17 protein-coding genes are annotated in these 16,238 nt (G+C 74.0%); 9 read left to right on the top strand and 8 right to left on the bottom strand.

Annotated features, from left to right (window positions below; genetic code table 11):
* The first annotated feature begins 15 nt into the window (after positions 1-15).
* Positions 16-867: a TIGR02452 family protein gene (locus ACZ6JT_RS04250; protein ID WP_469206995.1), complete on the top strand. Its 852-nt coding sequence runs from the start codon at positions 16-18 to the stop codon at positions 865-867.
* 97 nt (positions 868-964) lie between these two features.
* Here the strand turns inward: ACZ6JT_RS04250 and ACZ6JT_RS04245 are convergent, their stop codons facing one another.
* From ACZ6JT_RS04245 to ACZ6JT_RS04235, 3 genes are all read right to left on the bottom strand, one after another.
* Positions 965-1,429 carry a type II toxin-antitoxin system PemK/MazF family toxin gene (locus ACZ6JT_RS04245; RefSeq protein WP_469206993.1) on the bottom strand — a complete coding sequence of 155 codons (465 nt, stop codon included), beginning with the start codon at positions 1,427-1,429 and terminating at the stop codon, positions 965-967.
* A 54-nt stretch (positions 1,430-1,483) separates the two neighbouring features.
* Entirely contained in the window at positions 1,484-1,921 is a 438-nt protein-coding gene (locus ACZ6JT_RS04240; protein ID WP_469206991.1) for a DUF7144 family membrane protein, read from the bottom strand.
* Between the two features lie 130 nt (positions 1,922-2,051).
* The gene (locus ACZ6JT_RS04235; RefSeq protein WP_469206989.1) at positions 2,052-3,461 is read right to left on the bottom strand and encodes an amidase; all 1,410 of its coding nucleotides are present in this window, start codon (positions 3,459-3,461) and stop codon (positions 2,052-2,054) included.
* Positions 3,462-3,917: 456 nt separating this feature from the next.
* Here ACZ6JT_RS04235 and ACZ6JT_RS04230 point away from each other — a divergent pair, with 456 nt between their 5' ends.
* The 4 genes from ACZ6JT_RS04230 to ACZ6JT_RS04215 all read left to right on the top strand — a co-directional run bounded on the left by ACZ6JT_RS04230 (position 3,918) and on the right by ACZ6JT_RS04215 (position 8,580).
* Positions 3,918-4,991: a LacI family DNA-binding transcriptional regulator gene (locus ACZ6JT_RS04230; protein ID WP_469206987.1), complete on the top strand. Its 1,074-nt coding sequence runs from the start codon at positions 3,918-3,920 to the stop codon at positions 4,989-4,991.
* 274 nt (positions 4,992-5,265) lie between these two features.
* Entirely contained in the window at positions 5,266-6,465 is a 1,200-nt protein-coding gene (locus tag ACZ6JT_RS04225) for a thiolase family protein (RefSeq protein WP_469206985.1), read from the top strand.
* Between the two features lie 185 nt (positions 6,466-6,650).
* Positions 6,651-8,090, top strand: coding sequence for an aldehyde dehydrogenase family protein (locus tag ACZ6JT_RS04220; RefSeq protein WP_469206983.1), 1,440 nt, complete (start codon positions 6,651-6,653; stop codon positions 8,088-8,090).
* Between the two features lie 82 nt (positions 8,091-8,172).
* Positions 8,173-8,580, top strand: a complete 408-nt coding sequence (locus ACZ6JT_RS04215; RefSeq protein WP_469206981.1) for a thioredoxin family protein — start codon at positions 8,173-8,175, stop codon at positions 8,578-8,580.
* Positions 8,581-8,725: 145 nt separating this feature from the next.
* On the opposite strand, the gene ACZ6JT_RS04210 is transcribed toward ACZ6JT_RS04215, so the two are convergent.
* On the bottom strand, positions 8,726-9,298 hold the full coding sequence (locus ACZ6JT_RS04210; protein WP_469206979.1) for a TetR/AcrR family transcriptional regulator: 573 nt from the start codon (positions 9,296-9,298) through the stop codon (positions 8,726-8,728).
* A gap of 160 nt (positions 9,299-9,458) precedes the next feature.
* On the opposite strand from ACZ6JT_RS04210, the gene ACZ6JT_RS04205 reads away from it, so the two are divergent.
* Together ACZ6JT_RS04205 and ACZ6JT_RS04200 are read left to right on the top strand one after the other, a co-directional pair.
* Positions 9,459-10,196, top strand: coding sequence for an SDR family oxidoreductase (locus tag ACZ6JT_RS04205; RefSeq protein ID WP_469208181.1), 738 nt, complete (start codon positions 9,459-9,461; stop codon positions 10,194-10,196).
* A gap of 184 nt (positions 10,197-10,380) precedes the next feature.
* Entirely contained in the window at positions 10,381-11,808 is a 1,428-nt protein-coding gene (locus tag ACZ6JT_RS04200; protein ID WP_469208179.1) for a dihydrolipoyl dehydrogenase family protein, read from the top strand.
* Between the two features lie 90 nt (positions 11,809-11,898).
* Here ACZ6JT_RS04200 and ACZ6JT_RS04195 read toward each other — a convergent pair whose 3' ends face one another.
* Positions 11,899-12,843: a LysR family transcriptional regulator gene (locus ACZ6JT_RS04195; protein WP_469206977.1), complete on the bottom strand. Its 945-nt coding sequence runs from the start codon at positions 12,841-12,843 to the stop codon at positions 11,899-11,901.
* Positions 12,844-12,914: 71 nt separating this feature from the next.
* On the opposite strand from ACZ6JT_RS04195, the gene ACZ6JT_RS04190 reads away from it, so the two are divergent.
* Both ACZ6JT_RS04190 and ACZ6JT_RS04185 read left to right on the top strand, forming a co-directional pair.
* Entirely contained in the window at positions 12,915-13,658 is a 744-nt protein-coding gene (locus tag ACZ6JT_RS04190) for an SDR family oxidoreductase (protein WP_469206975.1), read from the top strand.
* A 205-nt stretch (positions 13,659-13,863) separates the two neighbouring features.
* Positions 13,864-14,631: a metallophosphoesterase gene (locus tag ACZ6JT_RS04185; RefSeq protein ID WP_469206973.1), complete on the top strand. Its 768-nt coding sequence runs from the start codon at positions 13,864-13,866 to the stop codon at positions 14,629-14,631.
* Here ACZ6JT_RS04185 and ACZ6JT_RS04180 read toward each other — a convergent pair.
* The 3 genes from ACZ6JT_RS04180 to ACZ6JT_RS04170 are packed head-to-tail and all read right to left on the bottom strand — an operon-like array spanning position 14,604 to position 16,235.
* Positions 14,604-14,912 (bottom strand): DUF2087 domain-containing protein, encoded by a 309-nt coding sequence (locus ACZ6JT_RS04180; RefSeq protein ID WP_469206971.1) that lies wholly within the window; start codon positions 14,910-14,912, stop codon positions 14,604-14,606. The two genes, ACZ6JT_RS04185 and ACZ6JT_RS04180, sit on opposite strands and share 28 nt — an antisense overlap.
* A complete protein-coding gene (locus ACZ6JT_RS04175) occupies positions 14,905-15,462 on the bottom strand; it encodes a nuclear transport factor 2 family protein (RefSeq protein WP_469206970.1) in 558 nt (185 codons plus the stop codon). Before ACZ6JT_RS04175 ends, ACZ6JT_RS04180 begins: the two co-directional genes overlap by 8 nt.
* Before the next feature lie 26 nt (positions 15,463-15,488).
* Positions 15,489-16,235 carry an SDR family oxidoreductase gene (locus ACZ6JT_RS04170; protein ID WP_469206967.1) on the bottom strand — a complete coding sequence of 249 codons (747 nt, stop codon included), beginning with the start codon at positions 16,233-16,235 and terminating at the stop codon, positions 15,489-15,491.
* Between the last annotated feature and the right edge of the window lie 3 nt (positions 16,236-16,238).

Genomic DNA, 16,238 nt, shown 5'->3' with positions numbered 1-16,238 from the left:
GCAGAGGATGGCGGCGTGAGCAGCAGATTGCGCGAGATCGCGCGGGAGAACGCGGAGATCCTGGCGGCCGGTGGCTACCGGACGCGGTCGGGGCGGCAGGTCTCCCTGGCCGCCGCCCTGGCGGAGGCCAAGGCAGGAACCAGGATATATGGACCAAACCGGGTCGCTCCAGACGGAGAGGGCGTTCGTGGGAGCGAACCGACGGCCGTCCAGGTCACGGACGAGAGCACCACGGTCGCGGCCCGCAGGCTCGCGACGGGCGGCCAGGCCGGCCCGCCCGGCCCGGACGCCGCCCCGGTGGCGGCCCTGAACTTCGCCTCGGCCCGCAATCCCGGGGGCGGTTACGTCCGCGGGGCCAAGGCCCAGGAGGAGGCGCTGTGCCGCGCCTCGGCCCTCTACGAGACCCTGCTCGAGGCCCCGGAGTACTACGAGGTCCACCGGGCGGAGCGCAGCACCTTCTACACCGACCGGGTGATTCACTCGCCCGGGGTGCCCGTTTTCCGCGATGACCGGGGCGAACTGCTGGAGACCCCGTTCCGGGTCGGTTTCCTGACCTCTCCCGCCCCGAACGCGGGCACGATCCGGCGGCAGGAGCCGCAGCGGGTGGCGGAGATCCCGGCGGCGCTGGCCCGGCGGGCGGAGCTCGTGCTGGAAGTGGCCGCGCTGCACGGCTACCGGCGACTGGTACTGGGGGCGTGGGGCTGCGGGGTGTTCCAGAACGACCCGGCGCAGGTGGCGGAGGCCTTCCGGGGACTCCTGGCCGGCCGGTTCGCGGGAGTGTTCGAACAAGTGGTGTTCGGGGTGCTGGACCGCAAGCCCGAGACGCGGCAGGCCTTCGAGCGCGCCTTCGCGGATTTCGGGGCCTGAAGGCGGGACGGGGGCCGGGACAGGTCGGTATGGGCTGGGATGAGCAAGGGCCCGGTCGCGCCGTCCCACCCCGTCCCGCGTCGGTTCGGGTCGGCCCCTACGTCCAGCCGTAGCGCTCGCGCAGCCGGTCGACGACCAGCCGGAAGCGTCCCCGGTCCAGCGCACAGGCCTCGCGCCGCATCCCTGACTCGTGCACCCGCAGCACCCGGTCGACGTCCACCCAGGACTCGCGGCCCGCGCTGTCCCAGGGTCCGGTCCCGATCGGCACCCACTCCCGGTCGTGGTCGTGCCGCTTGCTGGACAGCTGTACGGCGAGCAGCGTCCGCCCGCCCGCCTCCCGCGCGACGACCAGCACCGGCCGGTCCTTGCCGCGGCCGTCGTTCTCCTCGTACGGGACCCAGGTCCACACGATCTCGCCGGGATCGGGGTCGCCGTCGGGGTCGGGAGCGTACTCGGTGCGTACGGGGCCGATGGCGCGCGGGTCGGCCTCGGTGGTCGCCGTGTCCCCGTCGCGGCCGGGCTGGTCGGTGTAGCCGCCGCCGTGATGCGAAAGTGCCGTCATCCCGCCGAGGTTACCGGGTGCGCGCCCGTGCCCCCGCGCGGCCGCGTCGGGCGGTCAGGTCATGTCCGCTTCCCGGTGCGAGCCCGTGCACAGGGCCCAGACGATGAAGAGGTTGACGACGACCAGGGTCAGCGCCCACCAGGGGTAGTACGGGATCCACAGGAAGTTGGCGATCGCGCCCAGTCCGGCGACCACGATGCCGAAGTAGCGCCCCCACAGGGCTCCGGCGAGTACGGCGCACCCGGCGACGACGAGGGCGATGCCCAGGATGAGGTGGATCCAGCCCCAGCCGGTCAGGCTGAACTCGAACACGTAGTGGCGCGTCACGACGAACAGGTCGTCGCTGGCGACGGCAGCGATCCCTTCGAGGAACGCCATCGCCCCGCCGAAGACCATCAGCACTCCCGCCAGGAGGGTGGTACCGGACGTGGGCGCGTGCCAGGGGCGCGGTTGCCCTTGGCCTGCCTGGGTCCTGCCGGCGTCACTGGCCATGTCGGTCTCCTCGGGTGCGGGGCCGGCGCGGTGGCCGGACCGGCGAGATCCCCCCGTTCAGCCTGTCACGGAGGATCACTCTCGGCACTCCGGCCACGCGGCCGACAGGCGCCGGCTCTCACGCACCGCCTCATACGCCGGCCCGTACCGGATCCGGCCACCGCGCCGCCCAGTCGTGCGCCGCCTCCACCTGAGCGGCCAGCGCCAGCAGCAGCGGCTCCGAGTCCGCCGGGCCCAGCAACTGGGCTCCCATCGGCAGCCCCTCGGCAGTGAACCCCGCCGGGACGTTCACCCCCGGCCAGCCGAGGACGTTCCACGTCCAGGCGTACGGGCAGGCGGCGATCATCGCCCGGTCCGTGGCCATGGCACCGAGACCGGCCAGCGCACCGATCCGCAGCGGCGCAGTGGCGGTCGTCGGGGTCAGCACCACGTCGAAACGGCCGAAGATCTCACCGACCCGCCGCCCCAGGGCCGCCTCCGCCCGGCGGGAGACCCGCAGGGCCAGCCCGCCCAGGATCCGGCCGGTCCGTACCGCCTCGTGCGTACGCGGGTCCAGCAGCGCCGGATCCGGCACCCGCGCCGCCCAGTCCCGTACGCCGCTGGTCGCGCGGGGCACGAAGGTCAGCCCGATCGGGCCGTACCGCGGGTCCTCCGGGACCACCTCGTGCCCCAGTGCCTCCAGCCGCCCGGCCAGCCGCTCCACCGCGGAACGCACCTGCGGGTCCAGTGATTTGGGCGTCGCGGTGAAGGGCATCCCGAAGGAGAGGGCGATCCGCAGCCGGCGCGGGGTGCGCCGGGCCGCCTCGACCGCCGAGATGCGGGCCGGGCGGTGCAGGTCCTCGGGGTGCGGGCCGCTCGCGGCGTCCAGCAGGAGCGCCGCGTCGGCGACGGTACGGGCCAGTACGCCGTTGACCGTGAGCCCGTGGAAGGACTCCGGCTCCGGCCAGGTGGAGATGCGCCCGCGCTGCGGTTTCACGCCGATCAGGTGGGTCCAGGCCGCGGGGATCCGGACCGAACCGGCACCGTCCGAACCGAGCGCCGCCGGAACCAGGCCCGCCGCCACGGCCGCCGCCGAGCCGCCCGAGGAACCGCCGGGCGAATAGGCCCGGTTCCACGGATTGCGGGTCGCGCCGAAGGCGTCGCCCTCGGTGAAGGGCCACTGCCCGAGCTCCGGCGTCTGGGTCTTGCCGACGATGACCGCACCGGCCGCGCGCAGCCTCCGTACCGCCTCGCAGTCGGCCGTCTTGGGGGAGAAGGGCCCGGCGCAGCCGAACGCGGTCGGCTCCCCGGCCAGGTCCATGTCGTCCTTGACCGCGAGCGGTACGCCCAGCAGGGGCAGCCGCTCGCCCGCGGCCAGCCGCCGGTCCGCCGCGTCCGCCTCGACGAGCGCGGCGTCGGCGCGTACGGTCCGGAAGGCGTTCAGCTCCGGCTGCGCCGCCGCGATCCGACGCAGCGCCTGCTCCGTCAACTGCCGTGCGGACACACTGCCTTCTGCGAGCGCCGCGGCCATCTCGACCAGGCCGGCTGAGACATCCGACATCGCGAACCACTCCCCCTATTACCGTTCGGTAGGTAGACGGTACGGGGACCAGCCGGGCACGACTACCCGTGCCGGTGGGGAGTTGGCGGACCGAGACCACCGCCCCGCACGAACGGCTCGGCTTCGTCATCACCGAGTCGTGGGACGCGCGGGATCAGCTGGCCTGCATGCCGCGCGCGGTCTGAGGGGCCGGCGGTAACAGCCGCGCAGTCGTGGGCGGGCTCGAACCGTGGAGCGTCGGCCCAGGTGGCCAGGCCCTGGCATCGGCCCTGGATCCAGCCCGCCAGGGGCCCGCTCCGGCGAGATCAGCCGGCCCGGATCGGCGAGCCGGACCAGCGAGGGGACCACCGGCGCTCCCGGCATCAGGCCGGCGCCGAGCAGCGGGGCGAGGCTCAGGGTCGTTTCAGGCCATCCGCCGGCCCCGGGCCGCAATGGGTCTGGAAGGATGCCACGGCAATGTCTCAGTCATCGAAGTCGCCGAAGCCGCCGAACGCGGCTTCCGGATCGGCCACGCCACAACCCGCCGTTCCGACCAGCGCCGACGTGGCCCGCCTCGCCGGGGTCTCGCGCGCGACGGTCTCGTACGTGCTGAACAACGCGGAAGCCGTACGCATCAGCGAGCCGACCCGCCGCAAGGTCCGCGAGGCCGCCGAGGAACTCGGTTACGTCCCGCACGCGGCCGCCCGCAGTCTGCGCGCCGGGCACACCCGGATCGTGCTGCTCCCCACCCCGAACGTGCCGATCGGCCCCCTGTACAGCGCCTTCCTCAACGAACTCCAGTGGGCCCTGCGCCGGCTCGACTACACCGTGGTGCAGTACGGCAGCCTCGGCCTCGGCGGGGACGAGGCCGTGCGGGCGTGGGCGGAACTGCGTCCGGTGGCGGTGATATCCCTGGGCGAGATCAGCCTCTCGGCGCGCAACGTCGCCACCCTCAAGCGGGCCGGGGCCCGCGCGGTGATCACCATGGGCCCGGTCGGCGTACCCGGGGCGCACGCACTCGTCATGGACCAGCAGGAGGTGGGCGCCCGCGCCGCGGCCCATCTCGTCGAGCGGGGCCGGCGGCGGATCGGCGTGGTCGTCCCGGAGGAGGAGGGGCTGGAGCTGTTCTCCGCGCCCCGGCTGGCGGGCGCCCGCTCCGCGGCGGGTGCGGCGGGCGCGGCGGGTACCGAGGACGTACGGGTCGAGCCCGTGCCGATGGCGTACTCCGAGGACTCGGCGGCGGCGCTCGCGGCCCGCTGGCGCACGCTCGGGCTGGACTCGGTCTTCGCCTACAACGACGAGTACGCGATGCTGCTGATGCGCGCCTTCCAGGACGAGGGGCTGCGGATCCCCGAGGACGTCGCCGTCATGGGCGCCGACGACCTGCTCATCGGGCGGCTGCTGCGGCCCCGGCTGAGCACGGTGCGCCTGGAGATGCCGACCGGGGACCACCTGGCCTCGCTGGTGGACCACGCGGTGCGCGAGCCGTCGGAGGTCACGGAGCGGCACGACCTGATGACGGCCGAGGCCGTGCACCGCGCGTCGACCTGACGGCGCGCTGCTCGGGCGCCCCGGCCCGCCGCCCCTGCCCGTGGCCCCGGCCCGCCGCCCCCTTCCCGTGGCCCGTTCCGTCCCGGCCGGGCCGATGGGTCGCCGGCGGGCCGTTGACAGGCGGTGACGTGCGGACGGAGACTGCGGGCGCGCCCCACCGGGCGTGCCCGGCGGCGTGTCGCGATGCCCACACCGGCGTCGTGCCCACACCGGCATCGGTGCCCACACGGCGCCGGTGCGCCACCGCCGTACGGATCCGCCCAGGAGAGACCCCATGAGCATCCGCACCGTCCGCGACGTCTACGTCGTCGACGCCGTCCGCACCCCGATCGGAAAGTTCGGCGGGGCCCTCGCCGGGGTCCGCCCGGACGACCTGGCCGCGCACGTGGTGCGCGCGCTGGTGGACCGTACGCCCGACCTCGACCCGGCCCGCATCGACGACGTCGTCTTCGGCGACGCCAACGGCGCGGGCGAGGACAACCGCGACGTGGCACGGATGGCCGTCCTGCTGGCCGGTCTCCCGGTGAGCGTCCCCGGGGTCACCGTCAACCGGCTGTGCGGGTCCGGCCTCGAAGCCGTGATCCAGGCCGCCCGCGCCATCGCGCTGGGTGACGCCTCCGTGGCCATCGCGGGCGGCGTCGAGTCGATGAGCCGCGCCCCCTGGGTGGTCCAGAAGCCCGAACGGGCCTTCCCCGCCGGGCACCAGCAGATGTGGTCCACCACCCTCGGCTGGCGGATGACCAACCCGCGGATGCCCGCGGAGTGGACCGGCTCGCTCGGTGAGGGCGCCGAACTCGTCGCCGACAAGTACGCCGTCACCCGCGAGGCACAGGACGCCTTCGCCCTGGAGAGCCACCGCAAGGCCGCGGCCGCCTGGGCCGCCGGGCTCTACGACGGGGAGGTCGTGCCCTACGAGGGCGTGGACCTCGTACGGGACGAGTGCATCCGCGAGGGTTCCACCCCCGAGGCGCTGGCCCGGCTGAAGCCGGCCTTCCGGACGGACGGGCGGGGTACGGTCACGGCCGGCAACGCCTCCCCGCTCAACGACGGCGCCGCGGCCCTGCTGTTGACCGACGAGGCGGGCCTGGCCGCCACCGGCCGGGAGCCGCTCGCCCGGATCAGCGCCTCCGCCGTGACGGGGATCGAGCCCCAGCTCTTCGGGCTGGGCCCGGTGGACGCGGTGCAGCAGGCCCTGGGCAAGGCCGGCCGCGGGCTGTCCGACCTCACCGTCCTCGAACTCAACGAGGCTTTCGCGGCGCAGGCGTTGGGCTGCCTGGCGGCCTGGCCGGAGCTGGACCCGGCCGTGGTCAACCCGCGCGGCGGCGCCATCGCGATCGGCCACCCGCTCGGTGCCTCGGGCGCCCGCCTGGCCGGTTCGGTCGCCCACCAGCTGGCGGCGGCGGGCTCCGGCACCGGCATGGCGGCGCTGTGCATCGGCGTCGGGCAGGGCATCGCGCTCGTGCTGGAGCGCTGAGCCCGTCGCGGCACGGCCCTGGTGGTGCACCTGCCCCACCAGGGCGCCGACCGTTTCCGGTCAGAGCCCGCCGTCAACTGCCCAATAACTGAACAGAACTGGAGCCTTCCGTCTGGCACGATGACGCGTGCTGCCGCCCCCCCCCGCCCGGCACCCCGCCCATCCCCACCCGGAGGCCCCGCGCCATGCCGCTCCTCGACCCGACGCTCTGGCAGGACGGACCCACCCTCACCGGCGGCGCCGCCCCGGTCGTCGAACCCGCCACCGGCCGCACCCTCGCCACCCTCGCCCTCGCCGCTCCCGCCGACGTGGCGGAGGCCGCCGTACGGGCCCGCGCCGCGCAGCAGGACTGGGCGCGCGTTCCCCACCCGGAGCGGGCCGCAGTGCTGCGCCGCGCCGGGGACCTGTTCGCCGCCCACGCCGACGAGCTGCGGGAGTGGCTGGTCCGCGAATCGGGCTCGATACCCGGCAAGGCCGGCTTCGAGCTGCACGTCGCCGCGCAGGAGTGCTACGAGGCCGCCGCGCTGGCCTCGCGCCCGGTCGGGCAGGTGCTGCCGAGCGAGGCGCCGCGACTGTCCTTCACCCGGCGGGTCCCGGCCGGGGTGGTCGGGGTGGTGGCCCCGTTCAACGCCCCGCTGATCCTGGCGATCCGCTCGGTCGCGCCGGCCCTGGCACTCGGCAACGCGGTGCTGCTCAAGCCGGACCGGCGGACCGCCGTCTGCGGCGGACTCGCCCTCGCCGCCGTGTTCGCCGCCGCCGGGCTGCCGACGGGGCTGCTGCACGTCCTGCCCGGGGGTGCCGGAACGGGCGCAGCGGTGGTCGCCGACCCGCGGGTCCGGGTGGTGTCGTTCACCGGATCGACGACGGCCGGCCGCGCCGTCGCCGAACTGGCGGGCCGTCACCTCAAGCGCACTCACCTGGAGTTGGGCGGCAACTCCGCCCTGGTCGTGCTGCGCGACGCCGACGTCGAGGCCGCCGTCGCCCAGGCCACCTGGGGCACCTTCTTCCACCAGGGCCAGATCTGCATGACCGCCGGGCGCCACCTCGTACACGCCTCGCTCTACGACGAGTACGTCGAGCGGCTCGCCGCGCGCGCCGAGGAACTGGCGGTGGGCGACCCGTACCGCGAGCAGGTCCACCTGGGGCCACTGATCGACCGCGCCCAGGTGGACCGCGTGCACGCCCTGGTGGAGGCCAGCACCGAGGCCGGGGCCAAGCTCGTCGCGGGCGGCACCCACCGGGACCTCTTCTACCGGCCGACCGTCCTGGCGGGCGCCGACGAGGACACTCCCGCCTACTCCGAGGAGGTCTTCGGCCCGGTGGCGCCCGTACGGTCCTTCGCGACGGAGGACGAGGCGGTGGCCCTGGCCTCGGCGGGCCCGTACGGCCTCTCCCTCGGGATCGTGACCCGGGACGCGGCGCGCGGGCTCGACCTGGCCGAGCGGATCCCCACCGGGATCGCGCACGTCAACGACCAGACCGTCAACGACGAGGCCGTCGCCCCGTTCGGCGGGGTCGGCGCCTCCGGCACCGGCGCCCGCTTCGGCGGCGAGGCCAACCTGGACGCCTTCACGGAACTGCGCTGGACCACGGCCCGCAGCACCCCGGCCGCCCACCCCTTCTAGAGCCTGTCCGGGGTGGGGCGGAATGCTCGGGGCGGGTCGTTCGTTCAAGGAGCAGTCGGTTCAATCAGGAGGTCTGGACACCGTGGCTACAGTCGAGCTCACCAAGGAAAACTTCGACCAGACGGTCAGCGAGAACCCGTTCGTGCTGATCGACTTCTGGGCGGGCTGGTGCCGGCCGTGCCTGCAGTTCGCCCCGGTCTACGAGCGGGCCTCGGAGGCCCATCCCGACCTGCTCTTCGCCAAGGTGGACACCGAGGCGCAGCAGGAGCTGGCGGGTGCCTTCCAGATCACCTCGATCCCGACCCTGATGATCGTCAGGGACCAGGTGGCCATCTTCGCCCAGCCCGGCGCCCTGCCGGAGGCGGCGCTGACGGACCTCATCGGGCAGGCCCGCGCGCTGGACATGGACGAGGTGCGCGCCAAGATCGCCGCGGAGCAGGGCGGCGCGCAGGCCCCCGGCACCGAGGGCCCCGGCACGTCGGAGGTCTGAGCCGGCGGGGCCGTCCACGGCTCCGCCGGAGGGCGGACGGCCCGCACGTCCCGCACGTCCCGCACCGGGGGCCGGAGGCATCGCCTCCGGCCCCCGGCAGTGCATTGGGCCCCCGCGGTGGCGCGCTCGGGCGGGGTGTCTGTCGTCACCGGCGGACCGCGAGGCCGTCCAGGGTGAGGTCGAGCAGGCGCTCGGCCTGCCGGCGGTGTTCGGCGCCCGCCGAGGTGAGGGCGATGCCCTCCAGAGCGGCGGCGACGTCGGCGGGCCCGATGTCGGTGCGGATCGCCCCGGCGGCCACGCACGCGTCCATGAGCGAGGTGAGGGCGGCCAGGATCATCTCCCGGCTCTGACCGTAGGGGTTGCCTCCCGTGGCGGCGATGGCGCGCAGCGCGTCGATCATGCCGTGCTTGGCGGTGACGTAGTCCAGGAAAAGGCGGGTCCACGCGCGCAGGGCCTCGACGGGCGACTGCCGAGCGAGCAGGGCGGGGACCGCGTCGCACAGGTGGGCCAGCTCGTTGCGGTAGACCGCCTCGACCAGCGCCTGACGGGTGGGGAAGTTGCGGTACAGCGTGGCGCTGCCCACCCCCGCCTCCTTGGCGATGCGCTCCATCTCCGCGTCCAGCCCCCGCGTCGTGAACACGCGCACGGCAGCGGTGAGGATCTTCTCCCGGTTGCGCCGCGCGTCGGCCCGCAACGGTCGGCTCGGTCCGTCGGTCATCGGTGCTCGCCATCCCCTCTCGGGCGCCCTTCGGCTGCCCGGAACTTGCCAAACGGGGACGGCCCCACTTAGCTTCGAACAAGTGGGGCCACCCCCACTTTCACTTTAGGTCACCGCAGTGACCGGCGCACCGGCGCACAGCCACGAACGGGAGCTGATCATGTCGGGCATCCAGGGGAAAGTCATCGCCATCACGGGGGCCAGCAGCGGCATCGGCGAGGCGACCGCGCACCACCTCGCCGAGCGGGGCGCCCGGCTCGTGCTGGGCGCCCGCAGGGAAGACCGGCTGAACGCGGTCGTGGACGGCATCGCGGCCCGGGGCGGCACCGCCGTCGGTGTCGTCGTCGACGTCACGCGCCGCGAGGACCTGCGGCGCCTGACGGACACGGCCGTCGCCCGGTTCGGCCGCCTCGACGTCCTCGTCTCCAACGCGGGCACGATGGCCGTCTCGCCCTTCGACGACCTGCGCCAGGACGACTGGGACGCCATGGTCTCCACCCACGTCACCGGCCTGCTCAACGGCATCGGCGCGGCGCTGCCCGTCTTCCGCCGACAGCGCTCCGGCCACTTCGTCAACGTCGGCTCCACCGCGGCCCACGTCGTCAAGTCCCCCCAGGCCGTCTACGCGGCCACCAAGACGGCCGTGAAGGTGCTCACCGAGGGTCTGCGCCAGGAATCGGGCCCGGACCTGCGCGTCACCCTCGTCTCGCCCGGCTTCACCCACACCGAGGGAGTCGGCAAGGGGGCCAGTGCCGAGGTCGCAGCCGCGATGACCCGGCAGCGCGACGAGATCGCCATGCCGCCCTCCGCCATCGCGTCCGCCATCGGCTACGCGATCGAGCAGCCCGAGGGCGTCGACGTCGGCGAGATCGTCGTCCGGCCCACCGCCCAGGCCTGACGCCGCCGACGGAGCCGCCGCGTGGCCCCTCGAACCGGGCGTCGGCGGGCCGTTGCCACACCATGCCGAGGCCGCGCACATCTCGGCGTGTCCCGCGGAGCACACGTACAGTGGCGGCTTATGAGCCCCTGACCGGGATTCCTGTGGGTCCTGGCGGACCCTCTGGAACCCTTGGAAGGTGTCTATGTCGCAAGCCGTGGAGTACGACGTCGTGGTGCTCGGCGGGGGGCCGGCCGGCGAGAACATCGTCGACCGGACCGTCGCCGCCGGGCTGAGCACCGCCCTCGTCGAGAGCGAACTGGTGGGCGGCGAGTGCTCGTACTGGGCCTGCGTGCCCAGCAAGGCGCTGCTGCGCCCGGTCCTGGCCCGCGCCGAAGCGCGCCGGGTGCCGGGGCTGGCAGGGGCCGTCGGGGGCCCGCTGGACACGGCGGCGGTGCTCGCGCACCGCGACTACTGGACCGGCGACTGGAAGGACCAGGGCCAGGTCGACTGGCTCGACTCCATCGGCGCCCACGTCTACCGGGGGCACGGCCGCCTCTACGGGTCCCGCAAGGTCGCCGTCACGAGCCCCGAGGGCGAGCACCACGTACTGTCGGCCCGGCACGCCGTGGTCGTCGCCACCGGCACCCGGGCCGTCGTCCCGGACCTGCCCGGCATCGCCGGCGCCCGCCCGTGGACCAGCCGCGAGGCGACCTCGGCGCAGGCGGTCCCCGGCCGGCTGCTGATCGTCGGCGGATCGGTGGTGGCCGCCGAGATGGCCACCGCCTGGCAGGGCCTCGGATCGCAGGTCACCATGCTGGTGCGCGGCTCCGGGTTGCTGCCGCGCATGGAGGACTTCGCCGGGGAGCTGGTCGCCGACGCGCTGCGCGAGGCCGGGGCGGTGATCCGTACGGACGTCTCCGTCGAGGCGGTCGTACGGGACGGCTCGAGCGGGCCCGTACGGGTGGTGCTGGAGGGCGGCGAGAGCCTGGAGGGCGACGAACTGCTGATGGCGACGGGCCGGGCGCCGCGGACCGACGACATCGGACTGGAGACCGTGGGCCTGACCGCGGGGACGTGGATCGACGTCGACGACAGCTGCCGGGTGCCCGGCCACGACTGGCTGTACGCCGTCGGCGACGTCAACCACCGGGCGCTCCTCACCCATCAGGGCAAGTACCAGGGCCGGATCGTGGGCGCCGCCATCGCCGCCCGCGCCGCCGGCGCCCCGCTGGACACCGGCCCCTGGGGCGCGCACACGGCCACTGCCGACACCCGCGCCCTGCCGCAGGCCGTCTTCACGGATCCCGAGGCCGCGGCGGTCGGCCTGACCCTGGCCGAGGCCGAACGGGCCGGCCACCGGGTGCGGGCCGTCGACTACGACCTGTCGAAGGTCTCCGGCGCCGGGCTGTACGCCGACGGCTACCGCGGCCGCGCCCGCATGGTCGTCGACCTCGACCGCGAGGTCCTCCTCGGAGCCACCTTCGTCGGCCCGGGCGCGGCCGAGCTGGTCCACGCGGCCACCATCGCGGTCGCGGGGGAGGTGCCGATCGAGCGGCTGTGGCACGCGGTTCCGGCCTTTCCGACGATCAGCGAGATCTGGCTGCGGCTGCTGGAGACCTACCGGGGGTGAGGCCGCGGGCGCGACGCGCCCCTCGGCCGGTCATCCGGCGTTCACTCGCGCGCTCGGCCCGGTGCCGAACGCCGCGCCCCGGTACGCCGGTCAGGCCAGTGCGGTCACGTGGTCGGGATGGTGGGCGGCGACGTCGTGGGCGGCTCGGACGAAGGCGGCGACGGCCGCGGATCGCGAGGTCTCCGGCCAGGCGACCATGACCGCGCTGGGACTGAGGCCGGTGACCGGCCGGTATGCGATGTCGGGGCGCCGGTGCCGCTCGGTGGTGGAGCGTGCCAGGAACGCCACCGCCTGGCCCAGCGCGACCACCTCCAGGAGTTGCTCGACGCCGGCCACGATCGGCCCCTCAGGAGCGTCTGCCGACGCCAAGTCTGCGCGGCCATCGCCCGCTTCCGCGCCGTCGCATCCCGTGTAGTGGGCGGTGGCGGAGGGGGCGGCCCCCTTCCAGCGCGGGATCGGTTCGCCCTCGAGGTCGCTCAGCCGCAGTCGCCGGCGTCCGGCCAGGCGGTGCCCGGCGGGCAGGACGGCCAGTCGCGGCTCGACCACGAGCGTCTGGTGATCCAGCCCTTGACCGTCGAACGGACTGCGCAGCAGCGCCACGTCGGCACGGCCGTCCCGCAGCATGGCGATCGGCTCTCCGCTGCCGCCGACGACGACTTCGGGCGGCGGCAGATGTGAACCCGTTCCCCGGTAGGCGGCGAGGATCTCCCGCAGCAGCCCGGCATCGCCTCCCGGTTTGACCGCCACGACGAGCCGGGGCGTCGGCTGACCGGCCCGGCGTGCCCGCCGGCCCGCCGCGTGCACCGCGTCGACCGCGATCCGGGCCTGGTCGAGCAGCACCTGACCGGCGGTGGTCAGCCTCACCTGCCGGGTGGTGCGCTCCAGCAGGCGTACCCCGAGCCGGGACTCCATCTGTGCGATCGCCTTCGACAGCGGCGGCTGCGCCATCCCCAGGCGCCCGGCGGCCCGGCTGAAGTTCAGTTCCTCGGCGACCGCGATGAAGTACCTCAGCTCCCGCACCTCCAGCTCACTCATATCCGTGGACTATAGATCCAGAGTCTTCTGGTCTTTCCCTGCCGCCCGTTGGGGAGGGGAGGCTGGGTGCCATGACGACTTCACAGAAGACTGCTCTGATCACCGGTGCGAACAAGGGCATCGGCAAGGAAACGGCGCGCAGGCTCGCGGCCCTCGGCATCACCGTGCTGATCGGCGCCCGCAACGCCGAGCGTGGCGAGGCGGCGGCCGAGGAACTTCGCGCCGACGGCGCCGACGGCGCCGACGTACGGTTCGTACCGCTGGACGTCACCGACGAGACCTCGGTCCAGGCCGCCGCTCAGCACATCGACGCCACGTTCGGCCGCCTCGACATCCTCGTCAACAACGCCGCGATCGCCGCCGGACCGCAAAAGCCGAGCGACACCCCCGCCGCTGCCGTCCGGCAGGTCTACGAGACCAACGTGTTCGGCGTCATCGCGGTGACCCACGCCATGCTCCCCCTGCTCCGCCGCTCCGCCGCCGCACGCATCGTCAACATGTCCAGCGAACTCGGCTCCCTCACCCACCTGGCCGACCCGGGCAGCCCGTGGTCCGCCTCCTACTCGGTCCTCCTCCCCTACTGCACATCGAAGAGCGCGCTGAACGCGATCACCGTGCTCTACGCCAATGAACTGCGCGCCGAAGGGATCCTGGTCAACGCGGTGAGTCCCGGCTACTGCGCGACCGACCTCAACCGGCACACCGGGATACGCACGGCGCAGGAGGGCGCGGCCGTGGCGGTTGACCTGGCGACGGCGGGCGAGGACGGCCCGACGGGCGCCCTTTTGGCCGAGGACGGGCCGATTCCCTGGTGAGGCCACGCCGCGCCGCCTCCGCCCCGGTCCCGCCGGAATGTTCTCAACCCCCGCCGTGACGATCACCGTCCTCTTGCACGGCCCCGCGGCACGATGCCGGCGCGCCGTACCCGTCCGCGGAAAAGCGCCCGAGCACCGCCGCCCGCAGCCCTGTTGAATGGGCGTCACACGCATCTCTCGACCAGAGGCGAAGGAGACACCGCTCGTGATCGTGATCGCCCACCTCAGCGACATCCATCTCGACGGCGGCCCGCGGGCGGCCGACCGCACCCGCGCCGTCATGGAGTACCTCGACGGCCTGCCGTACGACCTGGACGCGGTACTGGTGAGCGGGGACATAGCCGACCATGCCGCCCCGGCCGAGTACGAGGAGGCCGCCAAGCTGCTGCGCTCGCGGCACCCGCTGGTGGTCTGCCCCGGCAACCACGACGACCGGACCGCCTTCCGGCAGGGCCTGCTGGGGGAGCGGGCCCCCTCGTCCGCGGCGCCCGTCGACCAGGTGCTGCGCGGCCCGGGCTTCGTGCTCGCCGTGTGCGACTCCTCCGTTCCCGGCGCCGACCACGGCCTCCTGGAGGAGTCCACCCTGGCCTGGCTGGACGGCGTACTCACCGACACTCCCCGGGAGACCCCGGTCCTCGTCGCCTTCCACCACCCGCCCGTCCCGCTGCACACCCCGTACGTCGACGAGATCCGCCAGTTCGGGGAGGAGCGGCTCGCCGCCCTGGCCGAACGGCACCCGCACCTCACCGCGTTCCTGTGCGGGCACGCCCACACGGCGGCCGCCACCACCTTCGCGGGGCGACCCGTGCTGGTGGCGCCGGGCGTGGTCTCCACCCTGCGGCTCCCGTGGGAGCACCCCTCGGCCGACTCCGAGCACGTCCACCTCGACGAACCGCCCGCCGTCGCCTTCCACTTGATCGGCGACGACGGTCGGCTGACGACCCACTACCGGGTGGTCGTGGACCGCCGGTAGCTGCTCCCGTCACGGGTCCGGGTCAGCAGGCCCGAGGTGATCAGGTACCGCCGCAGCGCCGAGCAGTCCTCGTGCACGGTGCGCAGCGCGTCGTTCACCTCGGGCTCCGTGTACTCCCGGTCCACCGCGAAGAGGGTCTCCGCGAGGTGGACGAGCAACTGCTCGCGCCGGGCGGCCCTGCGCGGGATCGTGAGGAGTCGTCCGTCCGAGAAGAGGTCGCCGACGTCGCGGCGCTCCTTGCGCGGGGCGGTCTGTTGCTGGTGTTCGGTGCTCTCAGACATGAGGGCGAGCTTGACCGCCCGGCTCCCCGGCGGGCAACGGAATTTCCGGTTCGAAGGCCCTGAGGGAGTCCTCGCCGCCCGTCCACCGGACGTCGAGCTGCTGGCGGACCAGGAGCCAGCCCTTGGGGCCGCGCCGGAAGTCCCACGCGTACGCACCGCCCATGGAGTAGGTCGCCGAGGTCGTTTCGGGTGCGGTGACGGCGACGAACCACATGTAGCCGATGCCGCTCGCCCGGTCCCCCTCCACCTCGAACTGCATGTTGAGGATGTGGTGTTGCATGCCCGGGTAGGGGGCTTCCGCCTCCTCCACCGTCGCCCGGATCGCCTCCTTCCCGTGCGTCTCGCCCCACGGTCCGAACTCCAGCACCGCGTCCTCGGCCCAGCAGTCGATCCAGGTCTGCCAGTCCTTGCGATCCAGTGCCCGCCAGCCGCGGACCAGGAGGGTGCGCAGAGCCTCCTTGTCCTCCAGGTTCCGCAGGCGCCGGACCAGTCCCTCGTAGGCGGAGTCCGTGGGCGCCACCGCGGCGCCCTGCCTCCCGTTGGGCGCCACCTCGGCGCCCTCCCTCCCGGCGGCGGTCACCGGGTGCCCGCGACCGGGCGGACGACGATCTCGTTCACGTCGACCTGCGGCGGCTGGGCAACGGCGTAGGCGATCGCGTCCGCGATGGCCGAGGCCGGCAGCGCCACGGCCCGGTAGGCCTTCATCGCCTCCCTCGCCTCCGGATCGGAGATGGAGTCCGCGAGTTCGGACTCGGTCACGCCCGGGGAGACGAGGGTGACGCGGATGTCCCCGGCGGATTCCTGCCGCAGGCCGTCGGAGATCGCGCGCACGGCGTACTTGGTGGCGCAGTAGACGGCGGCGGTGGGGGAGACCTCGTAGGCGCCGATGGAGGCGACGTTGACGAAGTGCCCGCCGCCCTGGGCGCGCATCACGGGCAGGGCGGCGGCGATCCCGTGCAGGACGCCCCGCACGTTCACGTCGATCATGCGGTCCCACTCGTCGGTCCTGAGCGCTGCCAGCGGCGACAGGGGCATCACGCCCGCGTTGTTCACGAGGGCGTCGATCCGGCCGTACTCGCGGACCGTCGCGTCGACGAACCCCCGCATGTCCGCCGCGTCGGTGACGTCCACCGTCCGGAAGGCGGCGGTGCCGCCCGCCGCGGCGATCTCCCCGACCAGTCGCTCCAGCCTCTCGGTGCGTCGCGCGCCGAGCAGGACCCGGTGCCCGCCCGCCGCCAGACGGCGTGCCGTGGCCTCCCCGATGCCGCTGCTCGCACCGGTGACGGCGATGGTCCTCGTCCCGGTCATGGCGGTCTGCTTCATGTC

The sequence above is a fragment of the Streptomyces sp. NPDC046308 genome (assembly GCF_055588065.1).
Note: the sequence above shows the minus strand (reverse complement) of the source record. Positions and strands in the feature narration are given on the sequence as shown.